Here is a 16,426-nt window from a genome sequence, read left to right as displayed (position 1 = left end):
TGCTCCCTTCAGACGCCGAACAGGCCCCGGATCCAGGACACGATCTGGGGGCCGCCGAAGACCAGCACGGTGCCGATCACGACCGCGACCATCCACCACCAGCTCAGGCGTCCGAACCAAGCCATGGCGCCGGAGACCATCACGGCGACCGCCGCCAGCGGGGTCAGGATGGCGACGAGTTGCTGCTGGGTCGCGTTTGCGCCGGTCGCAAACGGGCTCCCCGCCCAGGCGACCTCGACAGGTGCGGCGGCGATGAGCCAGCCGATGAGCAGCCATCCGGTCCATTTGGCGCGGATGCGGGCTTCAGGTATGTGCTGCATGTGCATTGGGCATGCGGTCATGGCGTTGCTCCGGTGGGCCGAGGGGAAGATCCCGCGGGCATTTGCCCAGGCGGGGGCGCAAAAGAAAGCGAAGCAGGCGGCTCAATTCGCCGACTGCCGCCGTAGACGTCCCACCACGGCGCTGGCGACGTGCGCCCGCCGGCGGCCGAAGGGCCACTCGCGGGCTGAACGGCGATGGGCTTGGCCGCCGTCGTCCGGGTGGCGGCTTGGGACGCCGAAGCGATCTCCCGCTGGATGGCCGCGATGTCGCCGAGCGTGCGGGCGTGCTGTTCCTCGGCCTCGGTCGCCGCCTTCAGGTCGGACGCGGCGAGGCGCTCGGCCTTGCGGCGCGCGAGACCTTCCAATTGCGCTTCCGACTTTCTGAGCTCTTCGCGAAGGATCTCGATGCGGTCGTGGTCGCGGGCCGCCTGCTGGTGCGGACCGACGCTCTGCGATGCGCCGGGCTCCACGTGCACCATCAGGCCGGTGAAGACAAGCATGGAAAGCCAGGCCAAACGTCGACCTTCACCGGTCGCCTGCCTGCGCTGAACATCGATTGCTTGCATGGGGCGCAATGTCCGCCTCTGCCCATGCGTGTGTCGACTATGTTTTTTGATAGTGGCGTCGCAAAGAGCGGGGCGGCGATATTTCGTGAGGGACAACGCGGTAGGGCGGTCCGATCGCGGGCGGCGAGGCAGGTGCGCCGGTGTGTGGGGGACAGCCCCTGCATCATGTTTCAGCGGCAGCCGGCGATGCACGCCCTTGGGTGTGACGGACCGCGTCCCGCGCCGCGGCCTGAGGAGCAAGTCATGGGCAATGTGGTCATCTTCGGCAACCAGAAAGGCGGCGTCGGCAAGTCCACGCTCGCGGTGCTGTACGCATGCTGGCTGGCGGATGTGCAGCGCCAGTCGGTGTGCGTGATCGATCTGGACGCGCAGGCGAACAGTTCGAAATCGCTGAGCCGCTCCTCGGCGATCGCCGAGTCCGTGGACCTGTTCGGTCAGGACCCGGGCCCGATCGCCCCGCCGCGCGAGCGGACCATTGCGCTGGCGGCGGGCAGCAGAAAGCTGGCCGACGTCGAACTCGCGAGGGCGGACCTCGTGATTCCTTTGTTCCGCAGGAACGTGAGGCGCCTGGCGCAGGATTTCGATTCGGTCGTGATCGACACGCCCCCGGCGCTGGGCTTGCGCATGAGCGCAGCGCTGATTGCCGGCCATGCCGTGGCCTGTCCGATCGAGCTGGAGGAGTACAGCATCGACGGCGTCGCCGACATGCTCCGGACCGTCCTCGGGGTCAGGCGGCGCTACAACCCGCAACTGCGGCTGGCAGCCCTCGTGCTGAACCGGTTCAATCCGCATTCGCTGCGGCAGAAGGCCGCGATGCAGGATCTGGCCTTGAACTTCCGGGAGTTCGTGATACCGGCGCGGATCTCGACCCGCTCGGCCATTCCAGAGGCGCTGGCCGCTGGGGTGCCCGTCTGGCGGCTGCCCAAGAGCGCGGCACGCGAGGCCAGCCTCGAGGTGATGCGGGTGTTCGAGTTGCTGCAGCAACGCATCGACGCCTCGAACGCGTCGGTGCCAGCGGACACGCAGGCATGAAGGCGCCCGACGGCCTGGACCTGAGTGCGCTGTCGCAGTTCAGGGCGGCCGATCTGCTCACGGGCGAAACCGGCCCTGCGGGCCCAGGCGCACCGACGCAGGTGGCGCTCGAACGCATCGACTTCGACCCCGGCCAGCCGCGCCGCCGCATACGGGGCGAACGGATCGAGGAACTCGCCGAATCGATCCGCGAGCATGGCGTGCTGGAGCCGGTGTCCCTGCGCTGCCATCCCGAGCACGCGGACCGGTACATCGTCAACCGCGGCGAACGCAGGGTGCGCGCGGCGCGCCGGGCCGGCCTGTCATGCGTACCGGCGTTCGTGGACCCGCGGGTCGACCCATTCGCCCAGGCCGCGGAGAACCTGCACCGCGAGGACATGTCGCCGTTCGATCTGGCCGCCTTCATCGCCGAGCGGGAAGGGGAAGGCCATTCGCGCGCCGAGATCGCGCGCCGGTTGGGCAAGCCGCGTTCCTTCATCACCGAGGCCGCGCGGCTCAGCGACGCACCGTCGCAGTTGCGGCAAGCGGTGGAGGAAGGGCGCCTCGGCGCGGATGTGCGGGTGCTCTACCAGTTGGTGGCCGTCGCGCGAGATCGCCCGCAGGAACTCCAGGAACTGCTCGCGCGGGGCGGCCCGATCGGACGTGTCCAGATCAAGGGCCACCCGCCATCGCCCGGGCGGCTCGGCGCCCCGGCGTCGGCCTCGCCCGGGAGCGGGACCCCCAGCGCCCACAGCGGCGGCCGCACGGTGCTGGTGGTTGAGCATGGTGGACGGCGCGGGTCATTGCGCATCAAGGCGAAGGACGGCAACGTCGGCGAGGTTCGCTTCGGCGACGGCACGCGCGCCTTGCTGCCGCTGGCGGACTTGCGGCTGGTGTGCTGGGCCACGGAGGAATAGCAATGCCGGCGTTGGCCGACGCGGCCTGGCGTCCGGGATGCGTGCGTGCGCCTGGGCGCCCCGGCCCGAGCCGGGCAAAGGATGGGCGCCGTCGCACCGGGGATACCTGGTCCTGCTAGGCCGCGCCGGCAGCCTTCATCGCCGCGTGGCGGCGCCGGTATTCGCGCGGCGTCATCTGCAGGTCGCGAACGAAGGCTCTTCGCATCACCTCCTGGGATCCGTAGCCGCACTGCGCGGCGATGGCCTTGAGGGGGCGCGTGCTCGTCTCGAGCAGGCGACGGGCGGTGTCGAGGCGGATCTGCTGCACGCCACGCCCCGGAGAGAGGCCCGTCGCGCGTTCGTAGAACCGTGCGAAGGAGCGCGTGGACATGTGGACCTCCTGCGCCAGCCGGGCGACGCTGAGCTTTTCCTGCAGATGTAGTGCGATCCACCGATGCAGCGCGCTGATCCGCGCATCGGGCGCGGGCGGCTCGACCGGCCTGCGGCGGTGGCGTGGCAGGCCGCAGCGACGACCGCGCGGTCCGGGCATGCGCGAGGCAAGCGTCTCCACGAAGGCGGCGCCCCGGTCCTCCTCAATCCACGACAGCGCCAGATCGGCGCCCTGGCCCGGTTCGATGACGCGCCAGCCCCGCGTTTTCGTGCAGGCCGTGAACGGGTCGGGTCCCTGCCCGCGACGGCGCAGCGCGGTCGGCGCAGCGCGTCCCTGCTGTCGCACGACGCGGACGTCCGGCGCAAGCGGCAGCAATGCCTTGGCGCCCAGCGCGGCGCAGCGGCTCAGACGCCGCCGGTTCCCGGAGAGCCATTCGCGAAGGCGCTGCACGCCCGCCGCTCCGGCCGCGCCAGGATCGGGTTCGCCACTGATGAAGAGCGTGCTCGCGCGCCCGGCGAGCCGACGCGGCAATGCACTCGTCGACAGTGCCACACCGCTTGAACTCAGGGTTTGCCCGCCCGCGGCGGAGGCCAACCGAACATCGTAGCCGGGGAGCTTGTTGCGCGTGCGGCGCAAGGAGGCATTGGCGGCCTTGAAGACCGCGAGCATGCGGATGACGTCGAGAAGAAGGAAGCCGGGAAGCAGCAGGAGCCAGACCTTGTGCATCGTCGTGAGGAGCCAGCGAGGGGGATCAATCCGCCATCTCCCGAAGCTGGGCTCCGCGCCCGTGCGCGAAGCGCCGGTTCGCGAGATTGGCAGAAATGGTGGTGAATTTTGCCTCCGGGCTCCGCGGGGGGCTTCTAGACTGTCGCACCCTTGCCTCCATCACGCGCTGAACGACCGCGCTGCGCACGCCGCGGGCGGACGCAGCGCCGTCGTTCAGAGGCCCGGGGCCGCAGGCCTGGCCGCCTGCCGCACTCCGCCGCGGGAGCGTCGACGGCGCTCCCGAAGGAGGGGTGCCGACGATGCAGGAAATGCACCTATGAACGAGTGGACCCAAGATGTTCTCGGTCGGTTGAACGAGGCAAGCGAACCATCCCAGGTGCTCGCGCAGGTCAGCGTGGCAGCCAGGCAGCTCGGCTTCGAGCACTGCGCCTACGGGCTGCGCACCCTCGTGCCCTTCACCCGGCCGAAGACTTTGATGTTCAGCACCTACGATGAGCGATGGAGCCGCCGGTACATCAATGCGGGATATCTTCAGGTAGACCCCACGGTCGCCCACGGCGTGCACAGCGGGACGCCCGTGGTCTGGAGCAACGAAGTCTTCCGGGACGCGCCGCAGATGTGGGACGAGGCGCGCTCTTTCGGCCTGCGCGTCGGCTGGGCGCAATCGGTCTTCGAGCCCGACGCACGGGTCGGCATGCTGTCGCTTGCCCGCTCGAGCGAACCGCTGACGGCCGCGGAGATGCGCGCCAAGGACCCCTTGATCCAGTGGTTGGTGAATAAGGCCCACCGCGCGTTCTGCCGCCTTCTGGGCGGTCCGCTCGCGGGTATCGAACCGCTGACGAAGCGGCAGGTGGAGGTGCTGCGCTGGACGGGCGACGGCAAGACGAGCGATGAAATCGCGGCCATCCTCTGCATCTCGAAACCAACGGTCGATTTCCATCTGAGGAACGCAATGGCGAGATTGGGTGCCGCCACCAAGAGCTCGGCCGCGGCGTTCGCGTCACGTCTCGGGCTCCTCAACTGAACGGGTGGCAGCGGCCCCTGCGCCCGCCGGCCTGCGGGCGACTCGGCCGATCCCCTCGGCGTGGCGGTCCCGGCGCGGACACCAGTTCTTGTCCACGTCGATGAGGCAGGCGTACAGAAGCTGGCCGTCGACCCGCACCGGTGGTGCCGCACGGTGCGCGGACAGGCCCGTGCGACGCAGGATGCGCTCGATGCCCAGGGGTGAGGCGCTGATGAGCCGTCGTCCGCCCTCCCTGGCGACGGTCCGCATCGCGACGCTCAGCATGTCCAGCGCGAGCGACCATCCATGTGGTTCCCCGCCCATCCCGAGTCGCGTGCCGTCGCCAGCGGCGAATCGCGACAGTTCCCAGATGTCGGGCGAGCACGGTGCCGGCGTGTCTCCGAGCAACTGTGGGAAGACGCTGGCCAGCAGATAGGGCCGGTGCGTGGGCAACAGGCGGCTCGTGCCGACGATCTCGCCGGCCGGATCGCGCGCGATCAGATAGATGGTGTCCTTCCGGTCGAACTCGTCGAGTTCAAGCCGGCCGCGCGTATGGAGTTTCCAGCCCAGCTTCTCGACGAAAACCTCGTGGCGGTAGCGTGCCATGTCGAACAGCACGTCCGCCGAAAAGGTGTCGACCGTTCCCGCAATGATCTCCATGAGGTCACCTCGTTGAATGAGGCCGCATTACATCCTGATGACGGACACCGGGGACACTGTCAGAGTTGATAGGGCTGGCGGTCCGAGACCCTTCGTCTTTGGGGCGGTCGCCTCCGCAGGCTGCCGTCTTGGGGCAGATCGGTTGTCGGGGCCGCCCCGCCGCAGGCGAGCGACCCGGCGGGTCCGCTCAAGGACGGCGCGCCGCCCGGATGGTGAAGGCGCCGGCCGCGATGATCAGGACCACGCCGGCGGCGGCCTCTGGACGCGGCAGGTCGCCCCAGATCGCATATCCCAGCAGCAGTGCCCAGACGATCAGGCTGTAGCGAAAGGGCGTGACGACCGAGAGATCGACGCCGCGGCAGGCCACGATGAGTGCGTAGTTGCCCAGTGCCGCGCAACCCGCCGCCGCCGCGAGCATGCCCAGCTCGTGGCGCGTGAGCGGCGCCCAGCGTTCCACGAAACCCAGCAGCAGGCCTGCCAGGCACACGGCGAGCGTGGTCGCCACGGCGATGATCGACGACGGGACCGTGGCCGGGATGCGTCGCGTCACCAGGTCGCGCGCGGCCAGCGAGGCGGCGCACAACAGCGCCCAGGCAAGGCCGGCCGCAGGGACCTCGGAGCGCGCGGACGGCTGGATCACCAGCACGACGCCGGCGAATCCCGCCGCGGCCGCGAGCAGCCGGCCCCCATGCCAAGGCTCCCATCGCAGCGCCATCGCAGTGGCGGCAATCATCAGCGGCGCGGCCATCATGAGCGTGCTGACCGTGGCGAGCGGCGCGAGCGACAGGGCGACGACGGAACTGAGGGCGGTCGCGATCTCGAGTCCGCATCGCACGCCGACGATCGGCCGCAGTGACGTGCGCCAGCCGGCGCGCGTCCCGCGGGCGAGGACCAGGACAAAGAGGGTGGCGAAGGCGCCGCGCACGGCCAGGACCTGCCCGGGCGGCAGGCTCTGCGCTGCCAGCTTCACGAAAACATCGTTGAGCACGTAGCAACCCATGGCCACCAGCATGAGCAGGATTCCGCGACGGTTGGCCTGCGAGCTAGCCATTGCCGGACGCGGGCGGTGACTGTGTGGGGGTGGTCTGCGGGATCGCGGGCGCGGACGGCGGCCCGGGGGGCGCCGGAACGCCGGGATCGCCTGCGGCACTGGCATCGGGCGCCGTCCCCGGCCGCGGACCGAGCGGTGCACCGCAACGTCTGAGGACGTCCCACAGCGCCTGCGCCTTCAGAACGATCTCCTCGACCTCGGCGTCCGGATCGGACATGGCGACGATGGCGCCACCGGCGCCGATGGAGACGCGGCCGTTGGCCGACACCAGGGTGCGGATCACGATGTTGAGTTGCGCCGCGCCGTTGAGCGACAGATAGCCGATGCTGCCCGAGTAGATGCCGCGGGCCGCCTCTTCGAGTTCGTCCAGGATCTTCATCGTGCGCACCTTGGGCGCACCCGTCATGGAGCCGCCGGGGAACGCGGCGCGGATGCAGTCGACCGCTCCGAGATCCGTGCGCAGCCGCCCCCGGATCGTGCTGACCAGCTGGTGCACAGTGGCATAGGTCTCGACCGCGAACAGGCCGGGCACATGAACGCTGTCGATCTCGCAGACCCGGTTGAGATCGTTGCGCAGCAGATCCACGATCATCAGGTTCTCCGCGCGGGTCTTCTCGTCGGCGACCATGGCGTCCGCGATCGCCTGGTCCTCGGCCGGCGTCGCGCCACGCGCCGCAGTGCCCTTGATGGGCTTCGATTCCACATCCCCGTCGCGGGAGATGCGCAGGAAGAGTTCGGGCGAGGCGCACAGCACGGCATGGCCGCCGATGCGCAGGTAGGCCGCATAGGGTGCGGGGTTGTGCTTGCGCAGGATCCGGTAGATCTCCAGCGGACGGATGCGCCCTTCGCCGACCAGTTGGTTCGTGAGGCAGACCTCGTAGGTCTCGCCCTGCAGGATCTCGTGCTGGCAGCGCAGGATGAGCTCCCGGTAGATCGCCAGGTCGATCCGCCAGGCCAGTGGCCGCAGATCGCGGGCCGCCACTGCGCTGTCGTCCGGCGCGGTCGCCAGTGCGCCTGCCAGCCGCGCGCGCATGGTCTGCATCCAGCGACGATTCTCGATGCACGGCGCGGCTTCATCCAGGCAGACGATCCAGACCTGTTGCTCGGCGTGGTCGAAGGCGAGGAAGCGATCGGCGAGGATCCACATCGCGTCCGGGGTGTCCGCGTCGTGGGCATGCGTACCGTCCAGCTCCCGCTTGAGCTCATAGCCGAAGTAGCCCACGAAGCCACATGCGAAGTCGAAGGGAAGCGGGGGACCTGCGGGCAGCTGGCCAGGCAGGTGGTCGCGCAGGTAGTCGAAGATGCTTTCGTCGCGCACTTGGACGACGTCGCCCCGGCGCACCATCAGTTCGCGCGGGGCGGTGCGGTAGTTCAGCACTTGGGCGCGCGGGCCGCTCGCGTCGCCCATGAAGGAGAAGCGCGCCCGCCCGGGCTCGGCGAGGCTGCTGTCCAGCCAGAAAACGCAGTCGCGCTGCGCGAACGTGTTCATGAACACGGCCTCGGCATCGGCCGCGGTGTCGATGCACTCCGCATGCAGCGACAACGCCTGCGGGCCTTCGAAGCGCAGTGCGGGTCCGAAGCGATCCCGTGCCTCGCGCCGGGGCGCCTGCGCGAGCCACTCCAGCGTCAGGTCCCTGAAGTTGCGCAGCAGCCGCGCGCCGAATTCGGTGCAGATCGATTCCGGATGGAACTGCACCCCCCACCAGGGCAGGGAGACGTGACGCAGTCCCATCAATGTGCCGTCGGACGTCCAGGCGAGCGGCTCCAGGGATGAGGGCAGCTGCGTGACTGCGAGCGAGTGGTAGCGCACTGCCTCGAACCGGTCCGGAATGCCGGCGAAGAGATCGCGTTGCGCGTGCGAGACTCGGTCCAGGCGTCCGTGCATCGGTCGCACCGCCAGGTCGACACGGGCGCCGCAGTGATGGGCGATGGCTTGGTGGCCCAGGCAGACGCCGAGCACGGGCTTGCGGGAACGCTGCAGCGCGTCCGCCGAGATGCCGAGGTCGGCGCGCCGCTGCGGACGTCCGGGGCCCGGCGAGATCACGATGTTGTCGAAGTGCATGCGCTCGACCTCGTCCCAGTGCATCTCGTTGTTGCGCAGCACGATCGGAGGCTCGCCGTTGCAGGCCGCCAGGTACTGGTAGAGGTTGTAGGTGAACGAATCGTAGTTGTCGATCAACAGCGTGCGCATGGAAAGGCTCCTCGGCGGAAAGCGGGGCTGTGCATCGTTGAGGAATCAGGCGGATGTCGCCACTGCGCAATGTGCTAGTTGCGCAGGCCGGCGGCGCCTGTGCATGCAGCGCGCTGACCGCCCGCATGTCCGGCCGTTCGCTTTTCCGCGGGGTTCTGGTCCCTACCCCGGCCTCTTGAAAGGGGAGGGCAAGCGCAGGGGCCTGCCGCTGGGGGCGGCGACCCCGTCGGAAGCAGCGGCTCTGCGTGAGGATCCGCGATGTCGGGTTCCGATGGTCCGCTGCCAAAGCCCACGAGGGGCTGATGCGCACCGGGCTCTGTGCTCGCCGGCCGCCGTGGCCGACGGCCGCACGCTGGTCTAGCGCGCGGGAGAGCCCGGGGTCATCCAGAGGACCACGGCATCCTTGCGCAAGACCAGTCGCCGTGGGACCGGCCTCGACGCAGCCGCCGGGGCCTTCTCGGCCCACCGTCGTTGGTGCATGCCGGGCCGCCGGGCGAGCACGCCTCCTAGCGCCGCGAAGGCGACGGGCCCGTCTTCGCGCCGAGCAGGTGGCCGAGCGGCAGCGCCACCTCCGACTTGATCTCGCGCAGCACGATGCTCGAGCGCACGTGCGTCACGCCCGGCAGGCTGAAGAGCACCTCGTGCAGGAAGCGCTCGTAGTGCTTCATGTCCGGCACGGTCACGTGGAGGATGTAGTCCGCGGGCCCGGTGGCCGACACGCAGCGGATGATCTGCGGGCTCGCGGCCACCACCTCCTCGAAGCGCTGCACCATCGCCTCGCTGTGGCGGTCGAGGTTCACCTCGGCCACGGCGGAGACGTGCAGGCCCACCAGTTCCGGGTCGACCCGCGTGGTGTAGCCGCGGATCACGCCGGCGGCCTCCATCTCCTTGATGCGCTTCCAGCAGGGCGTGGGCGAGAGCCCGACGGCCTCGGAAATCTGCTGCACGGTTTGCCGCCCGTCGTGCTGCAGCGCAGAAAGGATCTTGAGGCAATGCTCGTCAAGAGAAACAGAATCAACGTTCATCGAGGTTTCCGAGAGGATTCTTCTTCAAACAAGGGTCTGCGCGAGTGTATTGAAGAAACACTTACTCGGGGTGCGGCAGAACAATTCCGGGCATGAACGCCCCTCACAAGACAACCGCGCTCCAACGGCCCGGCTACCAGCTTTCCGACAACCTCTGGGCCGACGCCGGCGCGGTCTTCCTCACCGGCACGCAGGCGCTGATTCGCATCCTGGCGATGCAGAAGCAGCGCGACGCGGCGCGCGGCCTGCACACGCAGGGCTTCGTCAGCGGCTACCGCGGCTCGCCGCTGGGCATGGTCGACCAGGCCATCTGGAAGGCCGGCGACCGCTTCAAGGAGACCGGCATCCGCTTCGTGCCCGCGGTGAACGAGGAGCTCGCGGCCACGCAGGTGCTCGGCACGCAGCGCGTGGAGTCCGACCCCGAGCGCACCGTCGACGGCGTGTATGCGATGTGGTACGGCAAGGGGCCGGGCGTGGACCGCGCGGGCGACGCGCTCAAGCACGGCAATGCCTACGGCTCGTCGCCGCACGGCGGCGTGCTGGTGGTGGCGGGCGACGACCACGGCTGCGTGTCGTCGTCGATGCCGCACCAGAGCGACCACGCCTTCATGGCATGGCGCATGCCCGTGATGCAGCCCGCGAGCGTGGCCGAGTATCTGGAGTTCGGCCTGTACGGCTACGAGCTCTCGCGCTATTCGGGCGCGTGGGTCGGCATGGCGGCGCTGTCCGAGATCGTCGAGAGCGCCGGCACCGTGGACCTCGACGCGGTGAACGCGCGCGTGGCCGCCTGGGAAGACGCCGATGCCGTGCGCACCGCCACCGGTCACCGCCCGCCGGCGGACGGACTGCACTACCGCTGGCCCGACCTGCCGTCGCTGCGCATCGAGTCGCGGCTGGAGGACAAGCTCGCGGCCGTGGCCGCGTTCACGAAGCGCAACAGCATCGACCGCCATGTCATCGTGAGCCCGCATGCCAAGGTGGGCATCGTCACTTGCGGCAAGGCACACCAAGACCTGATGGAAGTGCTGCGACGCCTGGAGCTTTCGCCCGACCAGCTCGCGCGCGCCGGCGTTCGGCTCTACAAGGTGGGGCTGAGCTTTCCGCTCGAGCAGACGCGGCTGAAAGACTTCGCGCGCGGGCTCGACGAGATCCTCGTCGTCGAGGAAAAAGGTGCGGTCGTCGAGACGCAGCTGCGCGACATCTTCTACAACGCGCCGCCCGATGCGCGCCCTGTGCTCGTGGGCAAGCACGACCGCGAAGGCCGGCCCCTCGTGTCCGCGCTCGGCGAGCTGCGCCCTTCGCGCCTCATCGAACTGGTCGCGCACTGGCTGGCCGTGCACTTCCCCGACAACCACGACCTGGGCGACCACCTGCAGCATGTGCGCGACTTCACGCCGCCCCAGCTGCTGGGCAATGCGAGCGACAGCGTCAAGCGCCTGCCGTACTTCTGCGCCGGCTGCCCGCACAACACCAGCACCAAGGTGCCCGAGGGATCGACCGCGCGCGCGGGCATCGGCTGCCACTTCATGGCCAACTGGATGGACCGCAGCACTGCGGGGCTCATCCAGATGGGCGGCGAGGGCGTCGACTGGATTTCGCACGCGATGTTCACCAAGACGCCGCACGTGTTCCAGAACTTGGGCGACGGCACCTACTACCACTCGGGCTACCTCGCGATCCGGCAGGCGGTCGCGGCCAAGGCGACGTTGACCTACAAGATCCTCTTCAACGACGCGGTCGCGATGACCGGCGGGCAGCCGGTGGACGGGGTCATCAGTGTGGACGCGATCGCACGGCAGGTGGAATCGGAAGGCGTTACCAAGGTGGTGGTGGTGAGCGATGCCATCGGCAGGTACGACGCCATCAAGAATCGCTTTCCGCACGGCACCGAGTTCCACGACCGCGCCGCGCTCGACGAGGTGCAGCGGCGCCTGCGCGAAATGCCCGGCGTGACTGTGCTGATCTACGAACAGACCTGCGCCGCCGAGAAGCGCCGTCGCCGCAAGAAGGGCGAGCTGGCCGATCCACCGAAGCGCCTCTACATCAACGAGGCCGTGTGCGAAGGCTGCGGCGACTGCACCGTGCAGAGCAACTGCGTGGCCGTGCTCCCGCACGAGACGCCGATGGGCCGCAAGCGCAAGATCGACCAGACCAGCTGCAACAAGGACTACTCTTGCGCCAAGGGCTTCTGCCCGAGCTTCGTGGCCGTCACCGGCGGCAAGCTGCGCCGCAAGAGCGGGGCGCTCGCGGCGGGGCGCGACGCCTTCCTGCACCGCGTGGCAGCGCTGGCGCATCCCGCGCCGCACGCGTGGACCGGCCCCTACGACCTGCTGGTGACCGGCGTGGGCGGCACCGGCGTGGTGACGGTGGGCGCGGTCATCGCGATGGCCGCGCACCTGGAGGGCAAGTCGGCCAGCGTGCTCGATTTCATGGGCTTCGCGCAAAAGGGCGGTTCGGTGCTGAGTTTCGTGCGGCTGGCCGATGCACCCGAGCGGCTGAATCAGGTGCGCATCGACACGCAGCAGGCCGACGCCATCCTGGCGTGCGACGTGGTGGTGGGGGCCTCGGCCGACGCGCTGCAGACCGTGCGGCACGGGCGCACGCGAGTGCTCGCGAACATCCACGAGATTCCGGTGGCCGAGTCGCTGCACAACCCCGATGCCCAGCTGCACGTGGACCTGCTGCTCGAGAAGATGCGCTTCGTCGCGGGCGAGGCACAGGTCGAGACCTTCGACGCGCAGAGCCTGGCCGAGGAGTTCCTCGGCGACACGCTGGCCGCGAACATCGTCGCGACCGGCTATGCGTGGCAGCGCGGCCTGGTGCCGCTGAGCCTGGAGGCGCTGATGCATGCGATCGAGCTCAACGGCGTGGCCGTGGCGGCCAACCAGTCGGCGTTCTCGCTGGGCCGCCTCGCGGCGGGCGATCCTGCGGCGCTGGACCAACTGCGTGCCGCGCCGATGCAAGTGCAGGCGCAGCAAGCCGACGAGCGCCCGCTGGATGCGCTTCTCGCCGATGCGCGCCAGCATCTCACCAGCTACCAGAATGCCACATGGGCGCAGCGCTACGACAAGCGTATCCGTGCACTGCACGCGGCGGAGTCTGCGCTGCAGGGCGGGGACGCGCGTCTGCCCTTCACGCGCAACGCGGCGCGCAGCCTGCTCAAGCTCATGAGCTACAAGGACGAGTACGAGGTCGCGCGCCTCTACACCGACGGCACGTTCCTGCGGAAACTCAAGGACCAGTTCGAAGGCGACCTCAAGCTCGAGTTCCACATGGCCCCGCCGGTGCTCTCGCGTGCCGGGCACGGTCGAACGCCCGCCAAGATCCGCCTGGGTGCATGGATGCTGCCAGTGATGAAATGTCTGGCACACGGCAAGCGGCTGCGCGGCACGAAGTTCGACCCGTTCGGCTACACGCAGGAGCGCCGGATGGAGCGTGCACTCATCGCCCAGTTCGACCGGCGGCTCGATGAACTGACTGCGGGGCTCTCTTGCGCCAACCAGCATCTCGCCGCGCAGATCGCGGCGCTGCCGCTCTCGGTCCGCGGCTTCGGGCATGTCAAGCTGGCCAATCTTGCGCTCTCCACTGAACGCGAGGCGCAGCTGCTGCACCGCTTCTCGCCGCAGCGCTATCCCCGACCGGACAAGGATGCGAAGGCGGGGCAGTTCAAAGGGATTGCGGTCGTATCACAGTGAGCAACGTTGGCGTTGAATGCGCGTGATGCCGGCGAAGCGGCACTAACTCCCTATGCCGCTTTAGTGCCCATACTCGAAACAGGACAGAAAATTTCGAATTGCTGCCAAATTGCGGTAATGCAAGCACACCGCTGCCAGTATTGCGCAGGGGCGATGCAGTGCCGTTGGCCGAGTTGCGCAATACGGAGTTCGCGGGCTGCGCCGCGGGTTCGCACGTGCCGATTCGGCGCTTCAGGTATGAGAAAAATCGTTGTGCGCGGGTTGCCTGTACTAGGCGACCAATAGCGTTAAGGAAACGCATGTCTAAAAGCGAGACAGCGGCAGGGGGGTAGCCTTGGCTCTCGAACTGAGAGACCAAGGGCCGCAACCGATCCGTTGGGACCCCGCCGTACGGCGCAGAACGCAGCACAGCTCAATGCGGCTGAATCGTATCGCCTGCTGAATCCCGGTCAGGGTCCTCCAGCTGCGTGCGATGACCTGGCGTCGACGCGGCGCCGTTGCGACGCACACCTTCACTTGCTCGTAGTCGCCCGCGGTGCTGCAGCGCACGGTCATAGTGTCGCCATCGCTGACGCCCACCACCAGGCACGTGCGGGGCTCGGCGCTGGCCGCCAGCGGAAGTGCAAGCGCTATCGCCCAAGCGAGATACTTGACCTTCTAGAGCTCAGGCACCCAGGGCAAATCGCCCGTCGTTGTGCGCCGCAGCTTCCTTGTCGTCTCGCGGCTTCACTTCCTTGGCGATGGCCTTGGCAACGGCCTTCTGCGCGACCTTGAAATCGTAGGTCGCTTGCATGTTGATCCAGCCTTGCGCGTCTGCCTCTTCACCGCCGAAATAGCGGGTCAGGCGAAGCGCCGTGTGCAGCTGCGGCTCGCACGGCATCAAGGCCCTCCAAGGTCATCTGTTTGACCATCTCGATTCGGCGGGCAAAGGTAAGTCGGGCATGCTTATGGGTGTTCATCCGGTTGGGCGTCCTGAGTGGATTGGGTGTTTGGCGACTTCCAGTCTCTCAAACCCAATCCGGATGAACACCGGATACAACCTCTTGACGCTTCACACCTAGCCATCAACGCGGCGAGGCGCTCTTTCTAGAGCGCTTGTCGTTCAACGCTGAACAAACCTAAGGCTTTCCGCGCCCTGGTGGCACCTTTTCCGACGCGATGACCCGGTAGTTGATTGTCTTTACCGTGGAATTGCCCGAAGTATCGACCGCAGTGATGGTGAAGCGCTTGTCGCCGGGTGTGCTCGTGTCGATCAGGCTGCCGTTGGGCACCGTTCCGGTACAACTGGCGATGGCAACGTCATCGGAGCACGAATAAACGGCCTGAGCCTTGTCGCGGACCCGGTAAGTAGCCGCCTCGTAAGGGGAGATGTCGAATTGGCCGCAGCCGCGGCGTTTCGCGCAGCGACGGTCAAGGCTGCGCTACAGGTGCTCGAACCGGTGATGGCCGTGGAGGTCATCACGCCGGCCGACTACCTGGGCGATTGCATCGGTGACCTGCATCGCCGGCGCGGCATGGTGCGCGGACAAACGATGCGCGGCAGCCCGATCGCGATCGAAGCGCATGTGCCGCTGAGGAAATGTTCGGCTACATCGGCAGCCTGCGTGCGCTGTCGTCGGGTCGGGCACAGTACGCGATGCAGTTCGACCACTACGACGTGGCGCCCGCTCGTGAGATGGCAACGCTCTTGCAGAGCTAGGGCCTGTTAACACTACCGGACCTATAAGTCTGGAGCGCGGCTGCAGGCTACAGAGTAGGGACAGTGCCGCCGTCGATCCGATACTCGGCCCCTGCGATCGAAGCCGATCGCGGCGACGCCAGGAAGGCGATCAAATCGGCAACCTCGTGTGGTTTGGCTGGGCGGCCCACTGGAATTCCTCCCAGCCAATCCATGACGATTTTCTTGCCGCCTTCGTAGTCCGTTCCAGCCTCTGCAGCCATCCGCTGCGCAAACGCTACCGAAGCCTCGGTCTCGATCCAGCCCGGCGCAACGCTCAGCACGCGTACTCCCTTCGGCGTCACCTCTCTTGCCAGAGACTTGCTGTAGGTCGTGAGGGCCCCCTTGGCCGCGGCGTAGGCTGTGGTGGACTCGGGCAGCGGCAGCACGCGCTGGATGGAGCTGACGTGGATGATGACACCCGAGCCTTGAGCCAGCATCGCTGGAAGTAGCGCACGATCCAGACGTATGGCAGGCATCAAGTTCAGGTTCAACTCGGCGAACCAGTGCTCATCACTGATCGCAGCGAAGCCTCCGCCGGGAGTTCTTGAGCCGCCGAGCACGTTGATCAAGATGTCGGCGCCGCCCCAATCCTGCAGGATGGTCTGAGCAAGGTGACTCGTCCCCTCCGCCGTCGACAGGTCGGCAGCCACGTAGGTGACCCCCTCCAACGGCTGCGCTGGCACGGAGCGCGCGGATGTCGCCACCCGAGCGCCGGCCTCTGCAAGGGTTTTCACGACTGCAGCGCCAAGGCCCAGCGTGCCGGTTACCACTGCCCGCAGGCCATTCAGGTGAAGGTCGAAGCTCATGCCGTGATCTCCAGCGATGCGATCAGGCCGCGTTCAAGGCGAAAGCGGTAGGACAGAACTATCGGGCTGCCAGGGAAGTTGCCGGTGACGTTGGCGCGGACAAGTTGGAAGCCGTCCTCCCGCTCAATGGCGAACGGCATGCTCGTCGCGCTGTACTTGGCTGATGCCTCGGCCATAAAGGCCTTGATGGCGTCGATGCCCGTGTAGGTGTGACCGTCGTCCTTCATGACGGCTTGCGCCGTGAAGCAATGCGCCAAGGCTTCAGGGCTGTGTTCGGCCGCGAAGTACGCGGCAATTGGCTCAGGAAGGGTCAAGGCGTTCATGTTGTCGGCTCCATGGGGTCAGTGAAGGCCTCAGGATGCGCG

Annotated in this window: 14 protein-coding genes and 2 pseudogenes; 5 read left to right on the top strand and 11 right to left on the bottom strand. The window is 67.9% G+C overall.

Annotated features, from left to right (window positions below; translation table 11 throughout):
* Positions 1–8: 8 nt before the first annotated feature.
* Complete coding sequence (locus ACAM55_RS29720) at positions 9–341, bottom strand: TrbC/VirB2 family protein (RefSeq protein ID WP_369656836.1); 333 nt, start codon at positions 339–341, stop codon at positions 9–11.
* Entirely contained in the window at positions 338–886 is a 549-nt protein-coding gene (locus ACAM55_RS29715; RefSeq protein ID WP_369656835.1) for a hypothetical protein, read from the bottom strand. The genes ACAM55_RS29720 and ACAM55_RS29715 overlap by 4 nt, the downstream gene beginning before the upstream one ends.
* 243 nt (positions 887–1,129) lie before the next feature.
* Between ACAM55_RS29715 and ACAM55_RS29710 the strand changes: the two genes are divergently transcribed.
* Positions 1,130–1,918: a ParA family protein gene (locus ACAM55_RS29710; RefSeq protein WP_369656834.1), complete on the top strand. Its 789-nt coding sequence runs from the start codon at positions 1,130–1,132 to the stop codon at positions 1,916–1,918.
* Positions 1,915–2,814, top strand: coding sequence for a ParB/RepB/Spo0J family partition protein (locus tag ACAM55_RS29705; protein ID WP_369656833.1), 900 nt, complete (start codon positions 1,915–1,917; stop codon positions 2,812–2,814). The genes ACAM55_RS29710 and ACAM55_RS29705 overlap by 4 nt, the downstream gene beginning before the upstream one ends.
* 115 nt (positions 2,815–2,929) lie before the next feature.
* Here ACAM55_RS29705 and ACAM55_RS29700 read toward each other — a convergent pair whose 3' ends face one another.
* Positions 2,930–3,910, bottom strand: a complete 981-nt coding sequence (locus tag ACAM55_RS29700) for a GlxA family transcriptional regulator (protein ID WP_369656832.1) — start codon at positions 3,908–3,910, stop codon at positions 2,930–2,932.
* Positions 3,911–4,226: 316 nt separating this feature from the next.
* Between ACAM55_RS29700 and ACAM55_RS29695 the strand changes: the two genes are divergently transcribed.
* On the top strand, positions 4,227–4,934 hold the full coding sequence (locus tag ACAM55_RS29695) for an autoinducer binding domain-containing protein (RefSeq protein WP_369656831.1): 708 nt from the start codon (positions 4,227–4,229) through the stop codon (positions 4,932–4,934).
* On the opposite strand, the gene ACAM55_RS29690 is transcribed toward ACAM55_RS29695, so the two are convergent.
* The 4 genes from ACAM55_RS29690 to ACAM55_RS29675 all read right to left on the bottom strand — a co-directional run bounded on the left by ACAM55_RS29690 (position 4,911) and on the right by ACAM55_RS29675 (position 9,840).
* A complete protein-coding gene (locus ACAM55_RS29690) occupies positions 4,911–5,573 on the bottom strand; it encodes an acyl-homoserine-lactone synthase (RefSeq protein WP_369656830.1) in 663 nt (220 codons plus the stop codon). The genes ACAM55_RS29695 and ACAM55_RS29690 overlap by 24 nt on opposite strands.
* Positions 5,574–5,760: 187 nt before the next feature.
* Positions 5,761–6,624 (bottom strand): DMT family transporter, encoded by an 864-nt coding sequence (locus ACAM55_RS29685; protein ID WP_369656829.1) that lies wholly within the window; start codon positions 6,622–6,624, stop codon positions 5,761–5,763.
* Entirely contained in the window at positions 6,617–8,815 is a 2,199-nt protein-coding gene (gene pabB, locus ACAM55_RS29680; protein ID WP_369656828.1) for an aminodeoxychorismate synthase component I, read from the bottom strand. The genes ACAM55_RS29685 and pabB overlap by 8 nt, the downstream gene beginning before the upstream one ends.
* 506 nt (positions 8,816–9,321) lie before the next feature.
* Entirely contained in the window at positions 9,322–9,840 is a 519-nt protein-coding gene (locus tag ACAM55_RS29675; RefSeq protein ID WP_307572530.1) for an Lrp/AsnC family transcriptional regulator, read from the bottom strand.
* A 92-nt stretch (positions 9,841–9,932) separates the two neighbouring features.
* On the opposite strand from ACAM55_RS29675, the gene ACAM55_RS29670 reads away from it, so the two are divergent.
* Positions 9,933–13,535 carry an indolepyruvate ferredoxin oxidoreductase family protein gene (locus tag ACAM55_RS29670; RefSeq protein ID WP_369656827.1) on the top strand — a complete coding sequence of 1,201 codons (3,603 nt, stop codon included), beginning with the start codon at positions 9,933–9,935 and terminating at the stop codon, positions 13,533–13,535.
* Positions 13,536–14,199: 664 nt separating this feature from the next.
* On the opposite strand, the gene ACAM55_RS29665 is transcribed toward ACAM55_RS29670, so the two are convergent.
* Positions 14,200–14,415: a hypothetical protein gene (locus tag ACAM55_RS29665; RefSeq protein WP_369657505.1), complete on the bottom strand. Its 216-nt coding sequence runs from the start codon at positions 14,413–14,415 to the stop codon at positions 14,200–14,202.
* Positions 14,381–14,494, bottom strand: a pseudogene (locus ACAM55_RS29660) (IS481 family transposase); the annotation flags it as partial. The pseudogene ACAM55_RS29660 and the gene ACAM55_RS29665, both read right to left, overlap by 35 nt.
* A gap of 414 nt (positions 14,495–14,908) precedes the next feature.
* On the opposite strand from ACAM55_RS29660, the pseudogene fusA reads away from it, so the two are divergent.
* Positions 14,909–15,234 (top strand): annotated as a pseudogene (gene fusA, locus ACAM55_RS29655) (elongation factor G); the annotation flags it as partial.
* A 47-nt stretch (positions 15,235–15,281) separates the two neighbouring features.
* On the opposite strand, the gene ACAM55_RS29650 reads toward fusA, so the two are convergent.
* Entirely contained in the window at positions 15,282–16,061 is a 780-nt protein-coding gene (locus tag ACAM55_RS29650) for an SDR family oxidoreductase (RefSeq protein ID WP_369656826.1), read from the bottom strand.
* A complete protein-coding gene (locus ACAM55_RS29645; RefSeq protein ID WP_369656825.1) occupies positions 16,058–16,384 on the bottom strand; it encodes a nuclear transport factor 2 family protein in 327 nt (108 codons plus the stop codon). The genes ACAM55_RS29650 and ACAM55_RS29645 overlap by 4 nt, the downstream gene beginning before the upstream one ends.
* Between the last annotated feature and the right edge of the window lie 42 nt (positions 16,385–16,426).

It is taken from the genome of Variovorax sp. V213 (genome assembly GCF_041154455.1).
Lineage (GTDB): Bacteria > Pseudomonadota > Gammaproteobacteria > Burkholderiales > Burkholderiaceae_C > Variovorax.
Note: the sequence above shows the minus strand (reverse complement) of the source record. Positions and strands in the feature narration are given on the sequence as shown.